Source organism: Citrobacter sp. Cb031 (genome assembly GCF_030336725.1).
Lineage (GTDB): Bacteria > Pseudomonadota > Gammaproteobacteria > Enterobacterales > Enterobacteriaceae > Citrobacter > Citrobacter braakii.
In genome coordinates, this window is the sequence record NZ_JAOWDA010000019.1 from 569,532 (window position 1) to 596,253 (window position 26,722).

Sequence of the window (26,722 nt, forward strand, 5' to 3'; positions counted from 1 at the left end):
GAAGGCATTGGTGCAGCCTGGGCTGGCGTCGCGCCGCTGAAATCCCTATAATTGCCGCGTTTGGCGTTTCGGCGCCGCCCTTCCTAACATCCAGGTTAATCAGGTCGCTAAATTTATGACTGATCAGTCCCATCAGTGCGTCATTATCGGCATTGCCGGCGCATCGGCTTCCGGCAAGAGTCTTATTGCCAGTACTCTTTATCGCGAATTGCGTGAACAAGTCGGTGACGAACATATTGGCGTTATTCCCGAAGACAGCTATTACAAAGATCAAAGCCATCTATCGATGGAAGAGCGTGTAAAAACCAACTACGACCATCCGAACGCGATGGATCACAGCCTGCTGTTCCAACATCTGCAAACGCTGAAACGCGGTAGTGCCATTGAGCTGCCGGTGTACAGCTACGTTGAGCACACGCGCACGCAAGACACTATTCATATCGAACCCAAGAAAGTCATCATCCTGGAAGGCATTTTGCTGCTGACGGATGCGCGTTTGCGTGATGAGATGAACTTCTCTATTTTTGTTGATACCCCGCTGGATATTTGCCTGATGCGCCGTATCAAGCGCGATGTGAACGAACGTGGTCGTTCAATGGATTCAGTGATGGCGCAATATCAGAAAACCGTCCGTCCAATGTTCCTGCAATTTATTGAGCCTTCAAAACAGTACGCCGACATTATTGTGCCGCGCGGGGGTAAAAACCGCATCGCCATCGATATTCTGAAGGCTAAAATCAGTCAGTTCTTTGAATAAGTTCAGCGAATTGTGTACCGTTCAGTGATAACCTGGTTCACCCTTAATGCACCTGGCATTAAGGGGTTGAAGCACGAAAGGAGAAAGTGCCATGCGTTTATGTGACCGAGATATTGAAGCCTGGTTGGATCAAGGTCGTCTGTCGATCAATCCACGCCCTCCTGTCGAGCGAATCAACGGCGCCACGGTAGATGTGCGCCTTGGCAACAAATTCCGTACGTTCCGCGGGCATACGGCAGCGTATATCGATCTGAGCGGACCGAAAGATGAAGTCAGCGCCGCGCTGGATCGCGTGATGAGTGATGAAATCGTCCTCAAAGACGGCGAGGCATTTTTCCTGCATCCGGGCGAACTGGCGCTGGCAGTGACGTTCGAATCCGTGACGCTGCCTTCCGATCTTGTGGGTTGGTTAGATGGCCGCTCTTCGCTGGCGCGTCTGGGACTGATGGTACACGTCACCGCACACCGTATCGATCCGGGCTGGTCTGGCTGCATCGTACTGGAGTTTTACAACTCCGGAAAACTACCGCTGGCCCTGCGTCCTGGCATGCCGATCGGCGCATTAAGCTTCGAACCGCTTTCCGGTCCGGCGGCGCGACCTTACAACCGTCGTCAGGATGCAAAGTATCGCGATCAGCAGGGCGCCGTTGCCAGCCGGATCGATAAAGACTGAGTATTTTCAGTCCATTGGGGATAGCATGAGACGATTTCTGACGACGCTGATGATTCTACTGGTCGTGCTGGTGGCCGGTTTTTCTGCGTTAGTACTGTTGGTTAATCCGAATGATTTCCGCGCATATATGGTCAAGCAGGTTGCTGCGCGTAGCGGATATCAGCTGCAGTTGGATGGCCCTCTGCGTTGGCACGTATGGCCACAGCTGAGTATCCTCTCGGGGCGCATGGTGTTAACGGCTGAAGGCGCCAGCGAACCCCTGATTCGTGCCGACAATATGCGTCTTGACGTCGCGTTGTGGCCGCTGTTGAGTCACCAGCTCAGCGTGAAGCAGGTGATGCTCAAAGGCGCGGTGATTCAACTGACCCCGCAAACTGAAGCGGTGCGCGGCGAAGATGCGCCCGTTGCCCCAAAAGACAATACCTTGCCCGACCTGGCTGAAGACAGAGGATGGTCGTTTGATATTGCCCGCCTGCGTGTTGCCGATAGCGTTCTGGTATTCCAGCATGAAGACGATGAACAGATCACGGTTCGCGATATTCGTCTGGACATGGAACAGGATAATCAGCACCGCGGCACGTTTGATTTCTCCGGGCGCGTTAACCGCGATCAGCGTGACCTCGCGTTATCCTTCAACGGCAGCGTTGATGCCTCCGACTATCCGCATAACTTATCCGCGAATATTGAGCAGCTAAGCTGGCAATTGCAGGGGGCCGATCTACCGGCGCAGGGGATCAAAGGTCAGGGACAGTTTCAGGCGCAGTGGCTGGAAGAGAAAAAACAGCTCGCGTTTAGCCAGATTCATTTGACCGCTAACGACAGCTCTCTCGCCGGGCAAGTTCATGTGACATTGTTGGAAAAACCAGAATGGGCTGTCGACCTGAAGTTTGGTCAGCTCAATCTGGACAATCTGCTCGTACAACGTGAGGCTGTGACGACGAACGGTGAGGTTCAGCAAGGTCAGAGTCAGTCAACGCTGGCGCGCCCCGTCATTGCTTCTCAGGTTGATGCCGTTTCGTATCAGGGACTGAAGGGATTTTCGGCAGACATCGCGTTGCAAGCTGACAAAGTGCTGTGGCGGAAAATGGCGTTTGACAATGTCTCGGCAAAAATTGACAACCAGTTCGGCTTGTTGAATGTTACGCAGTTGCAGGGGAAAAGTGACGGTGGGCTGGTGTCGCTTCCTGGTATGCTGGATGCCAGAAAAGGACAGCCGCGAGCGGTCTTCCATCCGCGCCTGGAAGGCGTAGAAATTGGTACTATCCTGAAAGCCTTCGACTACCCCATCGCCCTCACCGGTAAGCTGTCACTGGCAGGGGATTTCTCTGGCTCAGATATTGATGCCCAGGCGTTTCGTCATAGCTGGCAAGGGCAGGCCCATGTCGAAATGAGCGATACGCGAATGGAAGGAATGAACTTCCAGCAGATGATACAACAGGCCGTCGAACGTAGCGGTGGGGATGTTAAAGCTCAGCAAAACCTGGATAACGTGACCCGGTTGGATCATTTTGTAACCGATATGACGCTGGATAACGGCGAGGTTACGCTGGATAACATGGCGGGTGAGTCGGCGATGCTGGCGCTGACCGGCAAGGGAACGCTGGATCTGGTGAAGCTGAATTGCGACACGCTGTTTAACATTCGCGTGCTGGGCGGCTGGGATGGCGAAAGTAAGCTGATTAACTTCCTGAAGGCTACCCCGGTTCCTCTCAGAGTCTACGGTCAGTGGCAGGCGCTAAACTACAGTCTGCAGGTCGACCAGATTTTGCGTAAGCATTTGCAGGATGAAGCAAAACGTCGCCTTAACGACTGGGCCGATCGCAATAAAGACTCCCGCAACGGTAAAGATGTTAAAAAGTTGCTGGATAAACTCTGATTCATATTGCCGGATGGCGGTTGATGCCGCCCCCGGCTCGTGATTTACACCTCGTAATCCATCTCTTCTTCACTGTGCAGCGGTATCAGTTGGACTTTTTGCACGCGATGATTTTCCACCTGCAGGGTTTTTAGTCGATAGTCGCCGACCTGAACTTCCTCCCCGGTTTTCGGGATGCGCTGCAAATACTCCATTAACAGTCCGGCAATGGTGTGATATTCACGCTTATCATCTAACGGGATAGGCACGTACTGCACCAGATCTTCCAGCGGCATGTGTCCGTTTGCGGTCCATGAACCATCCGCGTTTTTCTGAATGTCATGACGGGCGTCAATCTCCTCTACCTCATTTGGCAGGTTACCGGCGATGGTTTCCATCACGTCACTGAGCGTTACAATCCCTTCAACTGACCCAAATTCATCGGCCACAAAAGCGAAGTGCGTCCGGGCGTTACGAAACTGTTCAAGCGCCGGAAGCAGCGGCAGAGTTTCCGGGAACACCAACGGCTGGCGAATCAAGACGCGTAAGTCGAGCGGCTCGCCGCGAAGAGATTGCTGCAACAGGTCGATGACATGCACCACGCCCAGCAAGTCTTCCTGCTCATCTTCGCCGGTGACCACCAGACGCGTATGCTGGTTTTTTTCCAGCAAAGCGCGGATTTCTGTTTCCGGCGCATTGAGGTCGATGTGCTCAATATCATGGCGCGAGGTCATGATGCTGCTGACCGTACGCTGATTAAGGTTCAGCACACGTTCAATCATCCGCCGTTCCTGAGGGGCAAAAATTTGGCCTTCATGATGGTCTGCCAGCATTGCCGCGGTTTCGGCATCCAGTTCGGCGTCTTCTTTTTGCCCGCTCAGCAGTCGCATTACCGCCTCGGCGGTGCGCTGGCGCAGGGTATGGTTGGCTGACAGGAAGCGACGGCGGTTAAAGATAGCTAACTGGTTCAATGCTTCTATCATGACCGAGAAGCCGATGGCGGCGTACAGGTAACCTTTCGGAATATGGAAACCAAACCCATCGGCGACCAGACTGAAACCAATCATCAGCAAGAAGCTCAGGCACAGAATGACGATAGTGGGATGGCTGTTGACAAAGCGCGTCAGCGACTTGCTGGCAAGCACCATCAGGCTGATGGCAATAATCACCGCAGCCATCATTACCGCCAGGTGATCGACCATCCCCACGGCGGTAATGACGGAATCCAGGGAGAAGATGGCGTCCAGCACGACTATTTGCGCGACGACGCCCCAGAACTTAGCGCCTTTACGCTGGGTCGGGTTCTCGCTGTCTTTGCCTTCCAGCCGTTCGTTTAGCTCCATGGTGGCTTTAAACAGCAGGAAGAAACCGCCGAACAGCATGATCAGATCGCGCGCGCTGAAGCTCAGGCCGCGAATGCTGAACAGCGGCGTGGTCAGCGTTACCAGCCATGATATTGATGCCAATAGCAGCAGGCGCATGACCATCGCCAGCAGTAGCCCGGTAATACGCGCCTTATCCCGCTGGGCAGGAGGCAGTTTCTCCGCGAGGATGGCAATAAAAACAAGATTATCAATGCCAAGAACAAGTTCGATCACGATTAGCGTGACGAGTCCGGCCCAGATTGACGGATCGGCAATCCATTCCATAGTAAATGCTATACCCATAGTTGTATGACAATTGTCACAATTCGATCATGGGTAAAACTGGCGAAAAATGCAATGGCGAGGAGGGATTTCTCTGTAGCCTATTACAATCAAGTACGGGATATTAGCCTTAATGTAACTAAAGGAAATAATATTATTAATCCAAAGCTCTTTAAGAAATATCGCAGGTGGAATATTTCTATATTAATGTTGTCAATATCAATAAAATCCTAAAAATATACAAATTCAACGCTTAATATTAATCTTAAAAGCAAGTTGTCGGTAACTTGTTACCTTGCCTGATATTCGCTTAGCTGCAACAATTCCTCCGGTAATAATCAAAAGATAAATATTTCCTTATCAACCAGCGGCGCTATTCCTGATGCGTTCCCGTTGTGAATGTGATGAAAATAAAGAGGAAGATAAAAATTTAAATTAATCAGTGCATTGGTAGCTAATGAAGCCAGGGGCGGTAGCGTGTCTGGTCGCCTGAGACGAGCCTAAATTATTCTGTCAAGAGACCGCAGATGAATTCATTTTTTTTAGGACAGATGCCAGTTAAATTCCTTTTCAATTAACGGCAAGGTAAATACGTACAGGCGAAGTCGCTATTTAGAACGCACGTGATAATTACTCTGCCAAAGTGATAAATAATCAATGATGAAATCCAAACTTAAATTGATGCCTGTATTGGTATCGGTAATCTTGATAAACGGTTGTACCGTGCTTCCGGGCAGCAATATGTCTACGATGGGCAAAGATGTGATTAAACAGCAGGACGCTGATTTTGATATCGATCGCATGGTGAATGTTTATCCACTCACCCCACGACTGGTCGAACAATTACGTCCCCGACCAAATGTTGCGCAGCCTAATATGTCTCTCGACCAGGAGATTGCCGGGTATCAGTACCGGGTCGGCCCGGGCGATGTCCTGAATGTTACCGTCTGGGATCATCCTGAACTCACCACGCCGGCCGGGCAGTATCGTAGCTCAAGTGATGCCGGCAACTGGGTGCAGCCTGATGGCACCATGTTTTACCCCTACATCGGCAAAGTTAGCGTGTCAGGGAAAACGTTGGCCGAAATTCGTAGTGATATTACCGGGCGCTTGGCGAAGTACATTGCTGACCCGCAGGTGGACGTTAATATCGCCGCTTTCCGTTCGCAGAAGGCCTATGTCTCCGGGCAGGTGAACAAATCCGGCCAGCAGGCCATCACCAACGTGCCGCTTACCGTTCTCGATGCCATTAACGCCGCAGGCGGTCTCACCGAGGCGGCAGACTGGCGCAACGTTGTACTGACTCATAAAGGGCAGGAGCAACGCATTTCACTGCAAGCGCTAATGCAAAATGGCGACCTGAGCCAGAACCGTCTGCTCTATCCTGGCGACATCCTGTTTGTTCCGCGTAATGACGATTTGAAAGTCTTCGTGATGGGGGAAGTGAAAAAACAGAGCACCCTCAAAATGGACTTCAGCGGCATGACGCTCACCGAAGCACTCGGCAACGCGGAAGGTATCGACCTGACCACCTCCAACGCCAGCGGCATTTTCGTTATTCGTCCATTGAAAGGCGAGGGCGGGAACAACGGCAAGATTGCCAATATCTATCAGCTTGATATGTCCGATGCGACATCGCTGGTGATGGCGACGTCATTCCGACTCCAGCCATACGATGTGGTGTACGTCACTACCGCGCCGGTTGCTCGCTGGAACCGTTTGATCAATCAGTTGCTGCCGACTATTAGCGGTGTTCGCTATATGACGGACACGGCCAGCGACCTTCACAACTGGTAATCGTCATGTTTAACAAAATATTAGTTGTCTGTGTGGGGAACATTTGCCGCTCTCCGACGGCAGAGCGCTTGTTAAGGCAATTTCACCCGGCGCTGACGGTCTCTTCTGCCGGCCTCGGGGCGTTGGTAGGCAAAGGCGCGGACCCGTGCGCCATCAGCGTGGCGCAGGCGCACAACCTGTCACTGGAGAATCATTGTGCCCGGCAGATCTCGGGACGAATGTGCCGGGAGTATGACCTGATCCTGACCATGGAAAAACGCCATATCTCTGCCCTGTGTGAAATGGTGCCGGAGATGCGCGGCAAAGTGATGCTGTTTGGTCACTGGGACAGCGAGCGCGAAATTCCCGATCCGTATCGTAAAAGCCGTGATGCGTTTGACGCGGTGTACGCATTACTTGAACGGTCTGCCCGCCAATGGGCTCAGGCATTGAACGCAGAGCAGGGAAAACAATGACAGAAAAAGTAAAACAGTCTGCTGCGCCGGTAACGGGCAATGATGAAATCGATATTGGTCGTCTGGTGGCAACGGTGGTGGAAGCCCGCTGGTGGGTGCTTGGTATTACTGCGGCATTTGCATTATGCGCAGCGGTCTACACGCTGTTTGCCACTCCGATCTACAGTGCGGACGCGCTGGTGCAAATTGAGCAAAATACCGGAAATTCACTGGTGCAGGATATTGGCTCGGCGTTGTCGAACAAACCTCCGGCCTCTGAAGCGGAAATTCAGCTCATCCAGTCACGGCTGGTATTGGGGAAAACGGTAGACGATCTCAACCTGGATATCGCGGTTACCAAAGATACGTTCCCCATTTTTGGCGCGGGTTGGGATCGGTTGATGGGTCGCCAGAACGAAACGGTTAACGTGACGACTTTCACGCTGCCAAAGGCAATGAATGAACAGACCTTCACGCTAAGCGTGCTGAATGACAAAAGTTATCAGCTGGTGAGTGACGGGGGTTTTAGCGCCCAGGGGCAGGTTGGGCAGGTGCTGAAACATGACGGCGTGACGATACTGGTCGAGGCTATCCATGCCAGCCCTGAGAGCCAATTTACCGTCAGCAAATTCTCCACGCTGGGCATGATCAACACCTTGCAAAATAATCTGATGGTGACGGAAACCGGCAAAGACACTGGCGTACTGAGCCTGACCTTTACCGGCGAAGACCGTGAGCAAATCCGCCAGATCCTTGACAGTATTACCCGCAACTATCTGCAACAAAACGTGGAGCGTAAATCTGAAGAGGCCGCCAAAAGTCTGGCGTTTCTGGCAAAGCAGTTGCCCGAGGTGCGTAACCGACTGGACGTTGCCGAAAACAAGCTGAATGCCTTTCGTCAGGACAAAGACTCCGTGGATTTGCCGCTGGAAGCCAAAGCGGTGCTGGATTCCATGGTGAATATTGATGCGCAGCTTAATGAGCTGACCTTCAAAGAAGCGGAGATTTCCAAGCTGTTCACCAAAGCGCACCCTGCGTACCGCACCTTGTTGGAAAAACGCCAGGCGCTGGAAGATGAGAAAAGCAAGCTGAATGGGCGCGTAACGGCGATGCCGAAAACGCAGCAGGAAATTGTCCGCCTGACGCGTGACGTGGAGTCCGGCCAGCAGGTCTATATGCAGTTGCTGAACAAGCAGCAGGAGCTGAAGATTACCGAGGCCAGTACGGTCGGAGATGTGCGCATCGTCGATCCCGCGATTGCCCAGCCAGGCGTACTGAAGCCGAAAACGACGCTGATTATTCTCGGCAGCATCATTCTTGGTTTGATGCTTTCAGTGGTGGGTGTACTGCTGCGTTCCCTGTTTAATCGCGGCATTGAAAGCCCACAGGCGCTGGAAGAGCATGGCATCAGCGTGTATGCCAGCATTCCGCTATCAGAATGGCAAAAAGCACGCGATAACGTGCAAACCATTAAAGGCGTGAAACGCTACAAGCAAAGCCAGTTGCTGGCAGTGGGGAATCCGACGGATCTTGCGATAGAAGCGGTCCGCAGCCTGCGTACCAGCCTGCACTTTGCCATGATGCAGGCGCGCAACAACGTCTTGATGCTGACCGGCGTCAGCCCGTCGATTGGTAAAACGTTTGTCTGCGCCAACCTGGCGGCGGTCGTTAGTCAGACCAACAAACGCGTGCTGTTGATCGACTGCGACATGCGCAAAGGCTATACCCACGAGCTGCTGGGGACCAATAACGTTAACGGTCTGTCTGAGATCCTCATCGGCAAGGGGGATATCTCATCCAGCGCGAAACCGACATCGATTCCACATTTCGATCTGATCCCTCGCGGACAAATTCCCCCCAACCCCTCCGAGCTGCTGATGAGTGAACGCTTTGGCGAACTGATTGCATGGGCCAGCTCGCACTATGACCTGGTGCTGATCGATACCCCGCCAATACTGGCGGTGACCGACGCGGCTATCGTGGGTCGTCACGTTGGAACCACGCTGATGGTGGCGCGTTACGCGGTCAACACGCTGAAAGAGGTGGAAACCAGCCTGAGTCGCTTTGAGCAAAACGGCATTCAGGTGAAAGGGGTGATCCTGAACTCGATCTTCCGCCGCGCCAGCGGGTATCAGGATTACGGTTACTACGAATACGAGTACACCTCGGATTCGAAATAGGTAACGAACATTGCCGGATAGCGGCCCACAAAAACATATTTATACCCTAAATAACTCGAGTTGCAGGAAAGCCAACGCAGATGCAACTTGAAGTATGACGGGGATATCTGGGAAACGAAAATGACGACAGACAACCCGCTAATTTCAATTTATATGCCCACCTGGAACCGTCAGCAACTGGCCATCCGGGCGATTAAATCGGTACTGCGCCAGGACTATCCTCACTGGGAGATGATCATTGTGGATGATTGCTCTTCCTCGTATGAGCAACTGCAGCAATTTGTTGAAGAACTCAACGATCCGCGTGTGTCGTATACGCGTAATCCCACTAACTCCGGAGCCTGTGCGGTGCGTAATCAGGCCATCATGCAGGCCAGTGGGCAATATATTACGGGTATTGATGATGATGATGAATGGACGCCGAACCGCCTGAGCGTATTTCTCAATTATCGCCATCATCTGGTGACGCGGGCGTTTCTGTATGCCAATGACTATGTCTGTGAAGGCGAAGTATATTCGCAGCCGACCAGTTTGCCGCTCTATCCGAAGGCCGTTTATTCACGCCGTAAATTTTACAAGCGCAATATTATTGGTAATCAGGTATTTACCTGGGCCTGGCGGTTTAAAGCATGCCTGTTCGATACCACGCTGAAAGCGGCGCAGGATTATGACATTTTCCTGCGTATGGTGGTGGCGTATGGCAAACCGTGGAAGGTAAAAGAGGCAACGCAGATCCTGCATGTGAATCACGGTGAAATGCGTATTACCTCATCCCCGCATAAATTCTCCGGCTACTTTCAGTTCTACCGTAAGCACAAAGGCAAATTTGACCGGGCCAGCAAGAAATACCAGCTGTTTACCCTCTACCAGATCCGCAATAAACGGATGAACTGGCGCACGTTGCTGACGCTGCTTTCTGTTCGCAATAGTAAGCGCCTGGCCGACGGACTGCGAGGACGCTAAGTATGCTGGAAGATTTACGCGCGAACGGCTGGAGTCTGCGACCCTGCTGCATGGTGGTGGCCTATCGGATTGCCCATTTTTGCTCCGTCTGGCGTAAAAAAAATGTCTTGAACAACCTGTGGGCGGCGCCGGTGCTGGTGATGTATCGCCTTATCACTGAATGCGTGTTTGGCTATGAAATCCAGGCCGCTGCATCTATTGGTCGTCGTTTCACCATCCATCATGGCTATGGGGTGGTGATCAATAAACACGTGGTGGCGGGGGATGATTTCACCCTGCGCCACGGCGTCACCATCGGCAATCTTGGCGGCAACGATCTGTCCTGTCCGGTCATCGGTAACGGCGTTGAGCTGGGGGCCAATGTCACTCTGCTTGGCGGCGTTGCCATTGGCGATAACGTGACGATTGGCGCCGGGAGCGTCGTCGTGGATAGCATCCCGGACAATACGCTGGTCGTGGGCGAGAAGGCACGGGTGAAGGTAATAAAATGAAAATATTACAGTTTAATGTGCGGCTCGCAGAAGGCGGGGCGGCAGGCGTAGCGTTAGATTTGCATCTGAGGGCGCTGGAAAAAGGGTTGTCGTCGCGTTTTGTCTACGGCTATGGCAAAGGCGGTAAGAAAAGCGTCAGTCACGAGAATTACCCGCAGGTTATCAAACATACGCCACGTCTGACGTCGGCGGCGAACATTGCGCTGTTTCGTTTCGCGAACCGCGACATGTTTGGCAATCTCGACAAGTTGTACCGTACGGTAACCCGCACTTCCGGCCCGCTGGTACTGCATTTTCATGTGTTGCACAGCTACTGGTTGAATCTGGAAGAGGTGGTCACCTTTTGCCAAAAAGTGAAGGCGCATAAACCGGATATCACCTTCGTCTGGACGCTGCACGATCACTGGAGCGTGACCGGGCGCTGTGCCTTTACCGATGGTTGCGAAAGCTGGAAAACGGGCTGTCAGAAATGTCCAACGCTCAGTAACTATCCGCCGGTAAAAATCGATAAAGCCCATCAACAGTTGCCTGGTAAACGGCAGATGTTTCGCGCCATGCTGGCACTGGGCTGCCAGTTCATCTCGCCCAGTCAGCATGTGGCCGACGCATTCAACAGTCTGTATGGCGTCGGTCGTTGCCGCATTATTAACAACGGCATCGATGTGGCAACGGAAGCCATTCTTGCCGAACTTCCCGCTAACCATGAAGAAAGCGGCAGACCGAAAATCGCCGTGGTGGCCCATGACCTGCGCTATGACGGAAAAACCAGTCAGCAACTGGTGCGAGCGATGATTGCGCTCGGAGACAAAATTGAGCTGCATACCTTCGGCAAATTTTCTCCGTTTGTCGGGGATAACGTCATCAATCACGGGTTTGAGAGCGATAAGCGCACGTTGATGAGCGCGCTTAACGAGATGGATGGGCTGGTGTTCAGCTCGCGCGTTGATAACTACCCGCTGATTCTGTGTGAAGCGCTTTCCATCGGCGTACCGGTTATTGCTACGCATAGCGATGCCGCGCAGGAAGTGCTGGCGAAATCGGGCGGCAAAACGTTCAGCGAAGCGGACGTTTTGCACCTGGTGCAACTGAAAAGATCAGACATTGCGCAGGCGGTATTTGACACGTCGCTTGCCGCGTTCAGCCAGCGCAGCCGGGTGGCATACAGTGGACAACAGATGCTGGAGGAGTATGTCTCGTTCTATCAGAATCTGTAGCTATCTGGTGCTACCGCTGCTTTATCTGCTGGTTAACGTCAAACTCGCCCAGCTTGGCGAGAGCTTCCCGATAACTATCGTCACGTTTTTGCCCGTTCTGCTGTTGCTGTTTGTCGAGCGCATCAATATTAAAAAATTAATGATTGCGCTGGGCGTGGGGGGCGGACTGACGGCGTTTAACTATCTGTTCGGACAATCACTGGATGCCAGCAAGTACGTGACGTCCGCAATGCTGTTTGTCTATACCGTGGTGATTATCGGTATGGTGTGGAGTATTCGCTTCAAAACCATTTCGCCGCATAACTACATTAAGATCTTGCGTTTTTTCTGGCTGGTTGTGGGCCTGGTGGTGGGGTTAGCTGCGGTGGAAATGGCGCAGATAATTCTTAGTGGCGGCAGCAGTTTAATGGAAGTTATTTCGAAATATCTTATTTACAGCAATAGCTATGTTCTGAACTTTATTAAGTTTGGCGGGAAGCGTACCACTGCACTCTATTTCGAACCGGCATTCTTCGCTCTGGCGTTAATCTCAATTTGGCTCAGTATCAAACAGTTTGGTATCAAAACGCCTAAGTCCGATGCTATGATTCTGGCAGGGATAATATTATCAGGATCGTTTTCAGGGGTAATGACATTTATTTTGTTTTACCTCCTGGAGTGGGCGTTCCAGTATCTGAATAAAGATGCGATAAAAAAGAAGTTGCCGCTGGCGATAATCTCATTAAGCGTGTTTGTTGTTGGTGTGATATTTGCGTTTCCGTACATCGCGACACGGCTTGGAGATTTAGGAACTGAAGGCTCATCATCGTATTATCGTATCGTGGGACCATTAGTAATGGTCGGTTATTCATTACTTAACGTTGATGGGGTAGTGAGATTCGGCTCACTTTATGAATATGTTGCGTCATTCGGAATTTTTAACGGTGCAGATGTTGGTAAAACGATAGACAATGGCTTGTATCTGCTGATTATTTATTTCTCATGGTTCGCGGTGATATTAGCCCTGTGGTACATGGGGAAAGTCATGAAGATGATGAACAATGCGTTTGGTGATAATCAGAATTATCGGGTGCAGCTTTATCTTTTTACGCCGCTGTCGCTGTTTTTTACAGGTTCAGTATTTAGTCCGGAATACGCATTTTTAATTGTATGTCCGTTTATTTTGCGCAAGGCGCTGAATATAGCGAGGTAGAACGCATGCTGCTCAGTATTATTACCGTCGCCTTTCGTAATCTGGAAGGGATCGTCAAAACTCACGCGTCGTTAGCTCATCTGACGCAGGCGGGTGATATCAGTTTTGAGTGGATTGTTGTTGATGGCGGCTCCTCTGACGGTACCTCGGCCTTTCTTGAAGGGCTCAGTGGAGAGCACCGGTTACGGTTTGTCAGCGAGCCGGATAAGGGCATCTATGATGCAATGAACAAAGGTATCGCTATGGCGCGCGGGCGGTTTGCGCTGTTCCTCAACTCCGGGGATATTCTGCATGCAGATGCGGCTCATTTTATCCGCCAGCTAAAAACGCAGAGCGATAAAGCGATGGTCATTGGCGATGCGTTGCTGGATTTCGGTAATGGTAACAAAATTAAGCGGCGGGCCAAGCCGGGTTGGTATATTTATCACAGCCTTCCCGCCAGCCATCAGGCAATCTTCTTTCCTCTCTCTGGACTGAATGTCTGGCGCTATGATTTGCAATATAAGATATCGTCTGATTACGCACTGGCAGCCAAATTATACAAGTCAGGTTACGCGTTTAAAAAGCTGAGCGGGCTGGTGTCAGAGTTTTCCATGGGTGGGGTGTCAACGACGAATAATCTGGAATTGTGCCGGGATGCAAAAAAGGTACAGCGCCAGATATTACACATGCCAGGTTTTTGGACCGGGTTGTCAGAATATTTACGTCTGCGCACAACCGGTAAAACAAAAACCTTATATGGAAAAGCGTAAGGGTACATTATGCAGGATTTAAGCGGCTTCAACGTGCCGGGAGGTTTTCGCGGCGGCGGTGCCATTAAAGTGCAATTATGGTGGGCAGTGCAAGCCACATTATTTCGCTGGTCCCCACAGGTAATGTATCGCTGGCGTGCGTTTTTATTGCGAATGTTTGGCGCAAAAATAGGAAAAAACGTAGTTATTCGACCTTCAGTAAAAATTACTTATCCGTGGAAATTAACCCTGGGAGATTATTCCTGGGTGGGTGATGACGCGGTTTTATATACGCTGGGTGATATTACGATTGGTGCGCACGCGGTTATTTCGCAAAAAAGTTATTTATGCACCGGGAGTCATGATTATGCCAGTCAACATTTTGATATTAACGCCACACCAATTGTAGTTGGTGATAAATGCTGGCTGGCGACAGATGTCTTTGTCGCGCCTGGCGTGACGATTGGCGATGGCACCGTCGTCGGAGCACGCAGCAGTGTATTTAAATCGCTGCCAGCCAATGTCGTTTGTCGGGGAAATCCCGCAATAGTCACACGCGAACGCGTCGAGAAAGTTACTCCCTGAGGGGATCATTTAAGAGGTAATTACATGTCAAAAGTCGCTCTCATCACTGGCGTAACCGGGCAGGATGGTTCTTACCTGGCAGAGTTCCTGCTGGAAAAAGGGTATGAAGTACACGGTATTAAGCGCCGCGCTTCATCATTCAACACCGAACGAGTGGACCACATCTATCAGGATCCGCATTCGGGCAATCCCAAATTCCATCTGCACTATGGCGATTTGACGGACTCCTCCAACCTGACCCGTATTTTACAGGAAGTGCAACCGGATGAGGTCTATAACCTCGGCGCCATGAGTCATGTCGCAGTGTCGTTTGATTCACCGGAATACACCGCGGATGTCGATGCTATCGGCACCTTGCGTTTGCTGGAAGCTATCCGCTTCCTCGGGCTGGAAAAGAAGACCCGTTTTTATCAGGCTTCCACCTCTGAACTGTACGGTCTGGTACAGGAAATCCCGCAGAAAGAGAGCACGCCGTTCTACCCGCGCTCGCCGTATGCCGTTGCTAAGCTGTACGCCTACTGGATAACCGTCAACTACCGCGAATCTTACGGTATGTATGCCTGTAACGGCATTCTGTTTAACCACGAATCTCCGCGCCGCGGCGAAACCTTTGTCACGCGCAAAATTACGCGTGCGATCGCCAACATCGCGCAGGGGCTGGAGTCTTGCCTGTACCTGGGCAATATGGATTCGCTGCGTGACTGGGGGCATGCCAAAGATTACGTCAGGATGCAGTGGATGATGCTGCAGCAGGACAAGCCGGAAGATTTCGTGATTGCCACCGGCGTGCAGTATTCCGTGCGCCAGTTTGTGGAAATGGCCGCCGCTCAGTTGGGGATTAAATTGCGCTTTGAAGGCGAGGGCGTGAATGAGAAAGGCATTGTGGTTTCCGTAACCGGACACGACGCGCCGGGTGTGAAACCTGGGGATGTCATGATTGCCGTTGACCCGCGCTACTTCCGTCCGGCAGAGGTGGAAACGCTGCTGGGCGATCCGGCCAAAGCACATGAAAAACTGGGCTGGAAGCCGGAAATCACGTTGCGCCAGATGATCTCGGAAATGGTTGCCAACGATCTTGAAGCAGCGAAGAAGCATTCCCTGCTGAAGTCGCACGGTTACGAGGTCGCCATCGCGCTGGAGTACTGAGGATGAAGACACAACGTATTTTTGTGGCGGGCCATCGCGGGATGGTGGGGTCCGCCATCGTCAGACAATTGTCGCAGCGAGATAATGTCGAGCTGGTGCTGCGTACCCGCGACCAACTTAACCTGCTGGACGCCAGTGCGGTGCAGGCGTTCTTTGCCACTGAACGTATTGACCAGGTTTATCTGGCAGCGGCTAAAGTTGGCGGGATCGTGGCGAATAATACTTATCCTGCTGATTTTATTTATGAAAACATGATGATTGAGAGCAACATTATTCATGCTGCGCATTTGCATAACGTGAATAAACTGCTGTTCCTCGGATCATCCTGTATTTATCCAAAGCAAGCCACCCAGCCAATAGCCGAAAGCGAGCTGTTGCAGGGGCAGCTGGAACCGACCAATGAGCCGTATGCGATTGCCAAAATTGCCGGGATCAAGCTGTGCGAATCGTATAACCGCCAGTATGGCCGCGATTATCGCTCGGTGATGCCGACCAATCTGTATGGGCCGCATGACAACTTCCACCCGAGTAATTCGCATGTGATCCCGGCGCTGCTGCGCCGCTTTCATGACGCTCGCGAGCACAATACGCCGGATGTGGTGGTGTGGGGAAGCGGGACGCCAATGCGTGAATTTCTGCATGTTGACGATATGGCAGCGGCCAGTATCCACGTGATGGAGCTGGCTCAGGAAGTCTTGCAGGAATATACCCAGCCGATGCTGTCGCATATCAACGTGGGCACCGGCGTGGACTGCACCATCCGCGAACTGGCGCAAACCATCGCGCAGGTCGTGGGTTACAAGGGGCGCGTGGTGTTCGACGCCAGCAAACCGGATGGAACGCCGCGCAAATTGCTCGATGTTACGCGTCTGCATCAGTTGGGCTGGTATCACGAGATATCACTGGAAGCGGGGCTTGCCAGTACCTGGCAGTGGTTCCTTGAAAACCAGCAGCGCTACCGGGGGTAAGCATGTTTTTACGTCATGAGGATTTTGCCACCGTAGTACGTTCAACTCCGCTGATTTCCATCGATTTGATCGTGGAAAACACCCACGGTGAATTTCTGCTCGGTAAGCGTCTCAATCGTCCGGCGCAGGGTTACTGGTTCGTGCCCGGCGGTCGGGTGCAAAAAGATGAACCGCTGCACGTGGCCTTTGAGCGGCTTACTGAAGCGGAGCTGGGGTTACGTTTACCGCTGTCCGCTGCGGAGTTTTACGGTGTCTGGCAGCACTTCTATGACGACAACTTTTCTGGGGATGATTTCTCAACGCATTACATCGTGCTGGGATTTCGTCTGCGGGTGTCGGAAAACGACTTGCAACTGCCTGATGTTCAACATGATGCGTACCGTTGGATGGCGGCTACACAGATTCTGGTCAGTGACCACGTGCACGACAACAGTCGGGCTTACTTCTGTAAAACAAGTCAGGCCGGAGTACCCGGGCTATGAAGATCCTCGTGTATGGCATCAACTATTCGCCGGAGTTGACCGGTATCGGCAAATACACCGGTGAAATGGTGGAGTGGATGGCGCAGCAGGGGCATGACGTTCGGGTGATCACCGCGCCGCCTTATTATCCCCAGTGGAAGGTAAACGGCAGTTATTCATCCTGGCGCTACCGTCGCGAAGAGGGCGACGCCCTCGTCTGGCGTTGTCCGCTGTATGTGCCTGAGCAACCCTCAACGCTCAAGCGCCTGCTGCATTTGGGCAGTTTCGCCCTGAGCAGTTTTTTCCCGCTACTGGCGCAACGTCGCTGGAAGCCGGATCGCATTATCGGCGTAGTGCCGACGCTGTTTTGCACGCCGGGCATGCGCCTGCTGGCAAAGCTTTGTGGCGCACGTACGCTATTGCACGTTCAGGATTACGAAGTCGATGCCATGTTGGGGCTAGGAATGGCGGGCAAAGGCACGCGCGGTATGGTGGCAAAACTGGCCAGCGCCTTTGAGCGCAGTGGGCTGTTGAATATGGACCATATTTCGACGATTTCCCGTTCCATGATGCACAAAGCCATGGAAAAAGGCGTTGCGCCGCACAAGGTTATTTTCTTTCCGAACTGGTCAGAAGTGCCGCGTTTTCGTGATGTGAGCGACGCCGATGCCCAGGCGTTGTCCCGGCAACTGGGATTGCCTGCCGATCAAAAGATCGTTCTTTACTCAGGCAATATCGGTGAAAAGCAGGGGCTGGAGAGCGTGATAGACGCAGCGGTCGAGTTGAGCGAACACCCCTGGCTGTTTGTGATTGTCGGGCAGGGCGGTGGTAAAGCGCGGCTGGAGAGCATGGCCAGCGAACGCGGCCTGAACAACGTGATGTTCTTTCCGCTGCAATCATATGACGCGCTGCCGGCGTTGCTCAAGATTGCGGATTGTCATCTGGTCGTGCAAAAGCGTGGTGCGGCTGATGCCGTACTGCCCTCCAAATTGACCAATATCCTCGCTGTTGGTGGTAACGCAGTTATTACCGCCGAACCAGAAACCGAGCTGGGTCAGCTTTGTGACGCTCACCCTGGCATTGCGGTGTGCGTGGAGCCGGAGTCGGTAAACGCGCTGGTTTGCGGTATTAAACGGGCATTGATGATGCCAAAAGTAAACACGGTGGCACGTGATTATGCCGAACGCACGCTGGATAAAGAAAACGTGCTGAGTCAATTTCTTGCAGATATACGGGGTACATGATGAGTCAAAGCAAACTCTTTCCGGTGGTGATGGCCGGTGGCTCGGGTAGCCGTTTATGGCCACTGTCCCGCGTGCTGTACCCAAAGCAGTTCCTGTGCCTGAAAGGCGATCTCACCATGCTGCAGACGACGATTTGCCGTCTGAACGGCGTGGAGTGCGAAAGCCCGGTGGTTATCTGTAATGAACAACACCGTTTTATCGTAGCGGAACAGCTACGACAGCTGCACAAGCTGACTGAGAACATTATTCTCGAACCTACCGGGCGTAACACGGCACCAGCGATAGCGCTGGCCGCGCTGGCGGCAAAACGTCAAAGTCCGGGTGAGGATCCGCTGCTGCTGGTCTTGGCGGCCGATCACATGATTGCCAACGAAGAGGCATTCCGCGAGGCGGTTCGCAATGCGATGCCCTATGCCGGAGCGGGTAAGCTGGTGACGTTTGGTATCGTGCCGGACCAGCCGGAAACCGGCTATGGCTATATCCGCCGGGGGGAGGTCTCGCCGACGAATACCGACGCCGTGGCTTTTGAGGTGGCACAGTTTGTTGAAAAGCCCAATCTGGAAACCGCGCAGGCTTACGTGACGAGCGGCGACTACTACTGGAACAGCGGCATGTTCTTGTTCCGGGCCGGACGTTACCTGGAAGAACTGAAAAAGTATCGTCCCGATATTCTTGAAGCCTGTGAGAACGCCATGAGCACGGTCGACCCCGATCTCGATTTTATCCGCGTTGATGAACAGGCGTTTCTCGCCTGCCCGGAAGAGTCTGTGGACTATGCGGTAATGGAACGTACCGCCGATGCGGTGGTGATGCCAATGAACGCAGGCTGGAGCGATGTTGGCTCCTGGTCATCGCTGTGGGAAATTAGTGCCCATACCGCTGAAGGCAATGTGCATCACGGCGACGTCATTAGCCACAAAACGGAAAACAGTTACGTGTATGCCGAATCCGGCCTGGTGACGACCGTCGGGGTGAAAGATCTGGTGGTGGTGCAGACCAAAGACGCGGTGCTGATAGCCGATCGCAACGCGGTGCAGGACGTCAAAAAAGTGGTAGAGCAAATTAAGGCTGACGGGCGTCATGAGCATCATATTCACCGCGAAGTTTATCGTCCGTGGGGCAAGTACGACTCAATTGATGCCGGAGAGCGTTACCAGGTGAAGCGAATTACCGTCAAGCCTGGTGAGGGATTGTCTGTGCAGATGCATCATCACCGGGCTGAACACTGGGTTGTGGTTGCCGGTACCGCGAAGGTGACAATCAATGATGATATCAAGCTGCTTGCGGAAAACGAGTCTGTCTATATTCCGCTGGGGGCGACCCATTGTCTGGAGAACCCCGGGAAAATCCCGCTCGATCTGATTGAAGTGCGCTCCGGATCTTACCTCGATGAGGATGATGTGGTGCGGTTTGCGGATCGCTACGGGCGCGCGTAACACAACATCATCGTTGCCGGATGGCGGCGTGAACACCTTATCCGGCCTAAAAACTAACGGCTAGTCATTTTGGGAAAAATATCTCCAGTCAGGAGAGGGCTAACTGTTGCCTGAAGAAGGGGAAATCATGACGAAATTAACCTGTTTCAAAGCCTACGATATTCGCGGCAGGCTGGGCGAAGAGCTGAATGAAGAGATCGCGTGGCGCATTGGCCGCGCTTACGGCGAGTTCCTGAAGCCAAAATCTATCGTTCTGGGCGGCGATGTGCGTCTGACCAGCGAGACGCTAAAGCTGGCGCTGGCGAAAGGGCTGCAGGATGCGGGGGTGAATGTGCTGGATATTGGCATGTCGGGCACCGAAGAGATTTACTTCGCCACCTTCCACCTTGGCATTGACGGCGGTATTGAAGTGACCGCCAGCCATAATCCGATGGATTACAACGGCATGAAGCTGGTGCGGGAAGGGGCGCGGCCCATCAGCGGTGATACCGGTCTGCGCGACGTGCAGCGCCTGGCGGAAGCCAACGACTTCCCGGCGGTTGATGTGACAAAACGTGGGCACTACCAGCGTATTACTACCCGCGATGCCTACATCGACCACCTGCTGGGTTACATCAATCCCGGCAGCCTGAAACCGATGAAGCTGGTGCTCAATTCCGGCAACGGTGCGGCAGGTCCGGTGGTTGACGCCATTGAAGCCCGTTTTAAGGCGCTGGGTGTGCCGGTCGAGTTCATCAAAATTCACAATACGCCGGATGGCAACTTCCCCAACGGTATCCCCAACCCTCTGCTGCCGGAATGCCGGGCCGACACGCGCAATGCGGTGATTGAACACGGTGCGGATATGGGGATTGCCTTCGACGGTGATTTTGACCGCTGCTTCCTGTTCGATGAAAAAGGTCAGTTCATTGAGGGCTACTACATTGTCGGCCTGCTGGCAGAAGCGTTTCTGGAGAAGAATCCGGGGGCGAAAATTATCCACGACCCGCGCCTGTCCTGGAACACTGTGGACGTGGTGACGGCGGCAGGCGGTAAACCGGTGATGTCAAAAACCGGGCACGCGTTTATCAAAGAGCGGATGCGCCATGAAGATGCCATTTATGGCGGTGAAATGAGCGCGCATCACTATTTCCGTGATTTTGCTTATTGCGACAGCGGAATGATCCCCTGGCTGCTGGTGGCGGAACTGCTGAGTCTGAAAGGACAGGCGCTGGGTGAACTGGTCCGTGACCGGATGGTGGCCTATCCGGCGAGTGGGGAAATCAACAGCACGCTGGCAGAGCCGGCGGCAGCGATTGCGCGTGTGGAGCAGCACTTTTCCCGTGAGGCGCTGACGGTGGACAGAACGGACGGTATCAGCATGGCATTTGTCGACTGGCGCTTCAATTTACGCTCTTCCAATACCGAACCGGTGGTGCGCCTGAACGTGGAATCGCGCGGAAATATTCCGTTGATGGAAGCGCGAACGCGCACTCTTCTGGCGTTACTGAATCAGTAATGCCGGTGCTTCCTTTGCCCGCTTATGGGCAAAGGGTGACTAACAGGAACCACGATGACACATCTAAAAAAGCGCGAACGCGCCAAAACCAATGCGTCGTTAATTTCGATGGTGCAACGCTTTTCAGATATCACCATCATGTTTGGCGGGTTGTGGGTGATCTGCGAATTAAGCGGTTTGCCTTTCCTGTATATGCACCTGCTGGTGGCGCTGATCACGCTGGTCGTTTTTCAGATGCTCGGTGGCATAACGGATTTTTATCGCTCCTGGCGCGGCGTCAAAATTTCCACTGAGCTGGTGCTGTTACTACAAAACTGGACGCTGAGTCTGATTTTTAGCGCAGGTCTGATCGCCTTTAATAACGATTTCGATAACCGTCTCGCCGTCTGGCTGGCATGGTATCTGCTTTCAAGCGTCGGCCTGGTGTTGAGTCGTTCGTTTATTCGCTACGGTGCGGGGTGGCTGCGTAATCGTGGTTACAACACCCGCCGGGTGGCGGTGGCTGGCGACCTGCCCGCCGGACAAATGCTGCTGGACAGTTTTCGCCATGAACCGTGGCTGGGATTTGAAGTGGCGGGGGTCTATCACGACCCAATCCCTGGAAAAAACTCCCGCGACTGGGCCGGTAATTTGCAACAACTGGTGGACGACGCCAAAGCTTCACGCATTCATAACGTTTATATCGCCATGTCGATGAGCGATGGCGCCAGCGTAAAAAAACTGGTGCGTGAGTTGGCCGACACCACCTGCTCGGTGATCCTCATTCCTGATGTCTTTACCTTCAATATTCTGCATTCACGGATTGAAGAGATGAACGGCGTTCCGGTAGTGCCGCTGTATGACACGCCGCTTTCGGGGATTAATCGCTTGTTAAAGCGCGCGGAAGATATCGTGCTGGCTTCACTGATCCTGCTGCTTATTTCCCCGGTGCTGTGTGGTATTGCGTTGCTGGTAAAACTGACCTCCAAAGGTCCGGTGATTTTCCGCCAGACCCGCTATGGCATGGACGGGAAGCCGATCAAAGTCTGGAAGTTTCGCTCGATGAAAGTGATGGAGAACGACGCGGTGGTAACGCAGGCGACGCAAAACGATCCGCGCGTTACCCCTGTGGGAAATTTCCTGCGCCGGACGTCGCTCGATGAACTGCCGCAGTTTATTAACGTCCTGACCGGGGGGATGTCTATCGTCGGGCCACGTCCGCATGCGGTGGCGCATAACGAACAGTACCGTCAACTGATCGAGGGCTACATGTTACGCCATAAGGTAAAACCGGGCATTACCGGCTGGGCGCAAATCAACGGCTGGCGCGGTGAAACCGATACGCTGGAAAAAATGGAAAAACGTGTGGAGTTTGACCTCGAATACATTCGCGAGTGGAGCGTGTGGTTCGATATCAAAATTGTTTTTCTGACGGTATTCAAAGGCTTTGTGAACAAAGCGGCGTATTAACATGAGCTTACGAGAAAAAACGCTTAATGGCGCAAAGTGGTCGGCGATTGCTACGGTGATCATTATTGGTCTGGGGCTTATCCAGATGACCGTCCTGGCGCGGATTATTGATAACCACCAGTTTGGGTTGTTAACCGTGTCGCTGGTGATCATTGCGCTGGCCGATACGCTGTCGGATTTCGGTATCGCCAATTCAATTATTCAGCGCAAAGACATCGGTTATCTTGAGCTGACGACGCTGTACTGGCTCAACGTTGGGCTGGGTATGGTGGTATGTGTGGTGATGTTTCTGCTTAGCGGGACGATTGCCAGCGTGCTCAATAATCCCGAACTGGCGCCACTCATCAAAACCTTATCGCTGGCGTTTGTGGTGATACCGCACGGGCAGCAGTTTCGCGCGCTGATGCAAAAAGAGCTGGCCTTCAACAAAATTGGCATGATTGAAACCAGTTCGGTGTTGGCCGGTTTTACCTTTACCGTGGTCAGCGCCCATTTCTGGCCGCTCGCGCTGACGGCCATTCTCGGGTATCTGGTGAACAGTACGCTACGAACGCTGCTGTTCGGCTATTTTGGTCGCCGGATTTACCGTCCGGGGCTGCATTTTTCGCTGGCATCCGTTTCGTCGAACCTGCGTTTTGGTGCGTGGCTGACGGCAGACAGCATTATCAATTACCTCAATACCAACCTTTCCACGTTGGTTTTAGCCAGAACGTTGGGCGCAGGTGTGGCGGGCGGATTCAATCTCGCCTGGAACGTGGCGGTTGTCCCTCCGATCAAACTGAACCCGATTATTACCCGTGTCCTGTTTCCGGCGTTTGCAAAAATTCAGGACGACAGTGAAAAGCTACGGGTGAATTTTTACAAGCTGCTGTCGGTGGTCGGGATCATTAACTTTCCGGTACTCCTGGGATTGATGGTGGTGTCGAACAACGTGGTGCCGCTGGTATTTGGCGAGAAGTGGAACGGTATTATTCCCGTTTTGCAACTGCTGTGCATTGTTGGACTGCTGCGCTCTGTGGGGAATCCGATCGGTTCACTGCTGATGGCGAAAGCACGGGTCGACATCAGCTTCAAATTCAATGTGTTCAAAACCTTTCTGTTTATTCCCGCCATTTTCATCGGTGGTCATCAGGCCGGGGCGATTGGCGTGACGCTGGGCTTTTTGCTGGTCCAGGTGATTAACACGATCCTCAGTTACTTCGTGATGATCAAACCTGTTCTTGGCTCCAGCTACCGCCAGTACATGCTCAGTCTGTGGCTGCCGTTATATCTCTCTTTACCTACCCTTGTGGTGAGCTATGCGCTGGACGTAATGCTGCGCAGCCAACTGTCGCCAGGTGCGTTGCTGGGGATCCAGGTAGCGGCAGGAGTGCTGGCGTTTGCGGCGATGATTGTGGTGTCGCGCCATCCGTTAGTGGTGGAAATAAAACGCCAGCTCTGCCGCAGTGAAAAAATGAAAACCTTGCTTCGTGCAGGATAAGAACAACGCTTTAAGAGGTCATAATGAAACTATTAATTTTAGGCAACCATACCTGTGGGAACCGTGGGGATAGCGCGATTCTGCGCGGTTTGCTGGATGCCATTAACGCGTTGCGTCCTGAGACTGAAGTGGATGTTATGAGCCGTTATCCGGTGAGTTCTTCGTGGTTACTGAACCGCCCGGTGATGGGCGATCCGCTGTATTCGCAGATGAAGCAACACAATAACGCCGCGGGCGTTATGGGACGCGTGAAGAAGGTGCTGCGTCGTCGCTATCAGCATCAGGTGCTGCTCTCGCGTGTCACCGATTCCGGTAATCTGCGCAATATCGCGATCGCCCAGGGGTTTACCGATTTTGTTCGTCTGCTGTCGCGCTACGACGCCATTATCCAGGTCGGCGGATCGTTTTTTGTCGATCTGTATGGCGTACCGCAGTTTGAACATGCCCTGTGTACGTTTATGGCGAAAAAACCGCTGTACATGATTGGCCACAGCGTGGGGCCATTCCAGGATGAGCAGTTTAATCAACTGGCGAACTACGTTTTTGGACATTGTAATGCATTGATTTTGCGTGAATCCGTCAGTCTGGATCTGATGAAGCGCAGTGCAATAAACACGGATAAAGTCGAAACCGGGGTAGATACCGCCTGGCTGGTAAATAACCATGATGAGGATTATGAGCCTGGTTATGCCGTACAGCACTGGTTACACATGGCGGCAAAACAGAAGACCGTTGCCATTACTCTGCGTGAGCTGGCTCCTTTTGATAAGCGTCTGGGGACAACGCAGCAGGCCTATGAGCAAGCCTTTGCCGGGGTAGTGAACCGCATCCTTGATGAAGGTTACCAGGTGATAGCGCTGTCAACCTGTACCGGTATTGATAGTTACAACAAAGATGACCGCATGGTGGCGTTGAACCTGCGCCAGTATGTTAACGACCCGGGCCGTTATCACGTGGTGATGGATGAACTCAACGACCTGGAAATGGGGAAAATTTTGGCTGCATGCGATCTGACTGTGGGGACTCGTTTACACTCGGCCATCATCTCGATGAATTTTATGACGCCAGCCATCGCCATTAATTATGAGCATAAATCGGCAGGGATCATGCAACAACTGGGGTTAGCAGAGATGGCCGTCGATATTCGCCATCTGCTCGATGGCAGCCTGGAAGGGAAGGTCGCCGATGCTCTCGGACAGTTACCTGAGCTGAACATACGTCTCGGCGACGCGGTTAGGCGTGAGCGTGAACGTGGGGTGAACATGGTGCAATCGGTTTTAACGCGTATTGAGGGGGAAAAATGAAGGTTGGCTTTTTCCTGCTTAAATTTCCGCTCTCCTCCGAGACCTTTGTACTCAATCAGATTACCGCATTTATCGACATGGGCTACGACGTGGAAATTGTCGCGTTGCACAAGGGCGATCTTGAAAATACCCATGCTTCATTTAATACCTACCGTCTGGGTGAAAGAACGCGCTGGTTACTGAATGAGCCGAACAGCAAACTGGCGAAGCTTAAGTATAGGGCAGTGGCGGCCCTGCGCGGTATTACCCGCGCAGCCACCTGGAAAGCGCTGAATGTTTCACGCTATGGCGATGAGGCGCGCAATCTGATTTTGGCGGCCATTTGTGGCGCGAACCCGCGGGCGTTTGAAGCGGATGTGTTTATCGCTCATTTTGGGCCCGCAGGCGTAACGGCCGCCAAGCTGCGTGAGCTAGGGATGATCCGCGGCAAAATCGCCACGGTATTTCACGGCATTGATGTTTCGCATCGGGATGTGCTTGCCCACTACACCCCTGAATATCAGCAACTGTTTGAACGTGGGGATTTGATGTTACCCATCAGCAACCTCTGGGCCGGACGTTTAAAAAATATGGGGTGCCCGCCGCAGAAAATCGCGGTCTCGCGCATGGGAATCGATATGACGCGCTTTACGCCCCGCCAGTTGAAATCGCCAGCCGCACCGCTGGAGATTATCTCTGTCGCCCGGTTAACTGAGAAAAAAGGACTGCACGTTGCCATCGAAGCCTGTCGTCAGTTGAAAGAGCAGGGCGTCGCATTCCGTTATCGCATCCTTGGCATTGGCCCCTGGGAGCGTCGTCTGCGTACGCTAATCGAGCAATATCAACTTGATGATGTGATTGAGATGCCAGGCTTTAAACCCAGTCATCAGGTGAAGGAAATGCTTGAGCAGGCCGATGTCTTTTTGCTGCCCTCAATTACCGGAAGGGATGGCGATATGGAGGGGATCCCGGTGGCGCTGATGGAGGCGATGGCGGTGGGCATCCCGGTGATTTCCACCGTCCATAGTGGGATCCCTGAACTGGTCGAGTCGGGCAAGTCTGGCTGGCTGGCACCGGAAAACGATGCGCAGGCGCTGGCAGAGCGATTAGCGGCATTTAGCCTGCTCGACAGTGAGCAGGTGCAGCCGATTGTGCAGTGCGCGCGAGAAAAAATTGCAACTGAATTTAATCAGTTAGCGATCAATAAACAGTTAGCCGGTCTGCTGCAAACGATGTAAA

At 52.8% G+C, this 26,722-nt stretch carries 23 protein-coding genes; 22 read left to right on the forward strand and 1 reads right to left on the reverse strand.

Going from position 1 to position 26,722, the window contains the following annotated elements; translation table 11 throughout:
* Positions 1-115: 115 nt before the first annotated feature.
* From udk to asmA, 3 genes are all read left to right on the forward strand, one after another.
* Positions 116-757, forward strand: a complete 642-nt coding sequence (udk, locus tag OGV93_RS03900) for a uridine kinase (RefSeq protein WP_003036776.1) — start codon at positions 116-118, stop codon at positions 755-757.
* A gap of 91 nt (positions 758-848) precedes the next feature.
* Positions 849-1,430, forward strand: a complete 582-nt coding sequence (gene dcd, locus OGV93_RS03905) for a dCTP deaminase (protein ID WP_016153598.1) — start codon at positions 849-851, stop codon at positions 1,428-1,430.
* Positions 1,431-1,455: 25 nt separating this feature from the next.
* Complete coding sequence (asmA, locus tag OGV93_RS03910) at positions 1,456-3,306, forward strand: outer membrane assembly protein AsmA (RefSeq protein ID WP_287109392.1); 1,851 nt, start codon at positions 1,456-1,458, stop codon at positions 3,304-3,306.
* Positions 3,307-3,350: 44 nt separating this feature from the next.
* Here the strand turns inward: asmA and OGV93_RS03915 are convergent, their stop codons facing one another.
* Positions 3,351-4,934 carry a TerC family protein gene (locus OGV93_RS03915; RefSeq protein WP_019077138.1) on the reverse strand — a complete coding sequence of 528 codons (1,584 nt, stop codon included), beginning with the start codon at positions 4,932-4,934 and terminating at the stop codon, positions 3,351-3,353.
* Positions 4,935-5,588: 654 nt separating this feature from the next.
* Here OGV93_RS03915 and OGV93_RS03920 point away from each other — a divergent pair.
* From OGV93_RS03920 to wcaL, 19 genes are all read left to right on the forward strand, one after another.
* Entirely contained in the window at positions 5,589-6,728 is a 1,140-nt protein-coding gene (locus OGV93_RS03920; protein WP_029139591.1) for a polysaccharide export protein, read from the forward strand.
* A 5-nt stretch (positions 6,729-6,733) separates the two neighbouring features.
* Positions 6,734-7,183 carry a low molecular weight protein-tyrosine-phosphatase Wzb gene (gene wzb / locus OGV93_RS03925; RefSeq protein WP_016156925.1) on the forward strand — a complete coding sequence of 150 codons (450 nt, stop codon included), beginning with the start codon at positions 6,734-6,736 and terminating at the stop codon, positions 7,181-7,183.
* Entirely contained in the window at positions 7,180-9,342 is a 2,163-nt protein-coding gene (gene wzc / locus OGV93_RS03930; protein ID WP_287109393.1) for a tyrosine-protein kinase Wzc, read from the forward strand. The genes wzb and wzc overlap by 4 nt, the downstream gene beginning before the upstream one ends.
* Before the next feature lie 120 nt (positions 9,343-9,462).
* Positions 9,463-10,305 carry a colanic acid biosynthesis glycosyltransferase WcaA gene (gene wcaA / locus OGV93_RS03935; protein ID WP_016153592.1) on the forward strand — a complete coding sequence of 281 codons (843 nt, stop codon included), beginning with the start codon at positions 9,463-9,465 and terminating at the stop codon, positions 10,303-10,305.
* Between the two features lie 2 nt (positions 10,306-10,307).
* Positions 10,308-10,796 carry a colanic acid biosynthesis acetyltransferase WcaB gene (gene wcaB, locus OGV93_RS03940; protein WP_016156923.1) on the forward strand — a complete coding sequence of 163 codons (489 nt, stop codon included), beginning with the start codon at positions 10,308-10,310 and terminating at the stop codon, positions 10,794-10,796.
* Positions 10,793-12,010 (forward strand): colanic acid biosynthesis glycosyltransferase WcaC, encoded by a 1,218-nt coding sequence (wcaC, locus tag OGV93_RS03945; protein ID WP_019077135.1) that lies wholly within the window; start codon positions 10,793-10,795, stop codon positions 12,008-12,010. The genes wcaB and wcaC overlap by 4 nt, the downstream gene beginning before the upstream one ends.
* Positions 11,985-13,202, forward strand: a complete 1,218-nt coding sequence (gene wcaD / locus OGV93_RS03950; RefSeq protein ID WP_287109394.1) for a colanic acid polymerase WcaD — start codon at positions 11,985-11,987, stop codon at positions 13,200-13,202. The genes wcaC and wcaD overlap by 26 nt, the downstream gene beginning before the upstream one ends.
* A gap of 5 nt (positions 13,203-13,207) precedes the next feature.
* The gene (gene wcaE, locus OGV93_RS03955) at positions 13,208-13,954 is read left to right on the forward strand and encodes a colanic acid biosynthesis glycosyltransferase WcaE (protein WP_049270706.1); all 747 of its coding nucleotides are present in this window, start codon (positions 13,208-13,210) and stop codon (positions 13,952-13,954) included.
* A gap of 9 nt (positions 13,955-13,963) precedes the next feature.
* Positions 13,964-14,518 (forward strand): colanic acid biosynthesis acetyltransferase WcaF, encoded by a 555-nt coding sequence (gene wcaF / locus OGV93_RS03960; RefSeq protein ID WP_016153587.1) that lies wholly within the window; start codon positions 13,964-13,966, stop codon positions 14,516-14,518.
* A 24-nt stretch (positions 14,519-14,542) separates the two neighbouring features.
* Entirely contained in the window at positions 14,543-15,664 is a 1,122-nt protein-coding gene (gmd, locus tag OGV93_RS03965) for a GDP-mannose 4,6-dehydratase (protein WP_016156920.1), read from the forward strand.
* 2 nt (positions 15,665-15,666) lie between these two features.
* The gene (gene fcl, locus OGV93_RS03970; protein ID WP_016156919.1) at positions 15,667-16,632 is read left to right on the forward strand and encodes a GDP-L-fucose synthase; all 966 of its coding nucleotides are present in this window, start codon (positions 15,667-15,669) and stop codon (positions 16,630-16,632) included.
* Positions 16,633-16,634: 2 nt separating this feature from the next.
* Positions 16,635-17,114, forward strand: a complete 480-nt coding sequence (locus tag OGV93_RS03975) for a GDP-mannose mannosyl hydrolase (protein WP_169329979.1) — start codon at positions 16,635-16,637, stop codon at positions 17,112-17,114.
* Positions 17,111-18,337, forward strand: a complete 1,227-nt coding sequence (gene wcaI, locus OGV93_RS03980; RefSeq protein WP_101700043.1) for a colanic acid biosynthesis fucosyltransferase WcaI — start codon at positions 17,111-17,113, stop codon at positions 18,335-18,337. The genes OGV93_RS03975 and wcaI overlap by 4 nt, the downstream gene beginning before the upstream one ends.
* Positions 18,337-19,773 carry a mannose-1-phosphate guanyltransferase gene (cpsB, locus tag OGV93_RS03985; protein WP_287109405.1) on the forward strand — a complete coding sequence of 479 codons (1,437 nt, stop codon included), beginning with the start codon at positions 18,337-18,339 and terminating at the stop codon, positions 19,771-19,773. Before wcaI ends, cpsB begins: the two co-directional genes overlap by 1 nt.
* Before the next feature lie 127 nt (positions 19,774-19,900).
* Positions 19,901-21,271 (forward strand): colanic acid biosynthesis phosphomannomutase CpsG, encoded by a 1,371-nt coding sequence (gene cpsG / locus OGV93_RS03990; protein ID WP_101700042.1) that lies wholly within the window; start codon positions 19,901-19,903, stop codon positions 21,269-21,271.
* A gap of 54 nt (positions 21,272-21,325) precedes the next feature.
* On the forward strand, positions 21,326-22,720 hold the full coding sequence (gene wcaJ / locus OGV93_RS03995; protein WP_016156914.1) for an undecaprenyl-phosphate glucose phosphotransferase: 1,395 nt from the start codon (positions 21,326-21,328) through the stop codon (positions 22,718-22,720).
* 1 nt (position 22,721) lies between these two features.
* Entirely contained in the window at positions 22,722-24,200 is a 1,479-nt protein-coding gene (gene wzxC / locus OGV93_RS04000) for a colanic acid undecaprenyl disphosphate flippase WzxC (protein ID WP_101700041.1), read from the forward strand.
* Positions 24,201-24,223: 23 nt separating this feature from the next.
* Complete coding sequence (gene wcaK, locus OGV93_RS04005) at positions 24,224-25,504, forward strand: colanic acid biosynthesis pyruvyl transferase WcaK (RefSeq protein WP_047359119.1); 1,281 nt, start codon at positions 24,224-24,226, stop codon at positions 25,502-25,504.
* The gene (gene wcaL / locus OGV93_RS04010; RefSeq protein ID WP_287109395.1) at positions 25,501-26,721 is read left to right on the forward strand and encodes a colanic acid biosynthesis glycosyltransferase WcaL; all 1,221 of its coding nucleotides are present in this window, start codon (positions 25,501-25,503) and stop codon (positions 26,719-26,721) included. The genes wcaK and wcaL overlap by 4 nt, the downstream gene beginning before the upstream one ends.
* The last annotated feature ends 1 nt before the right edge of the window (position 26,722 follow it).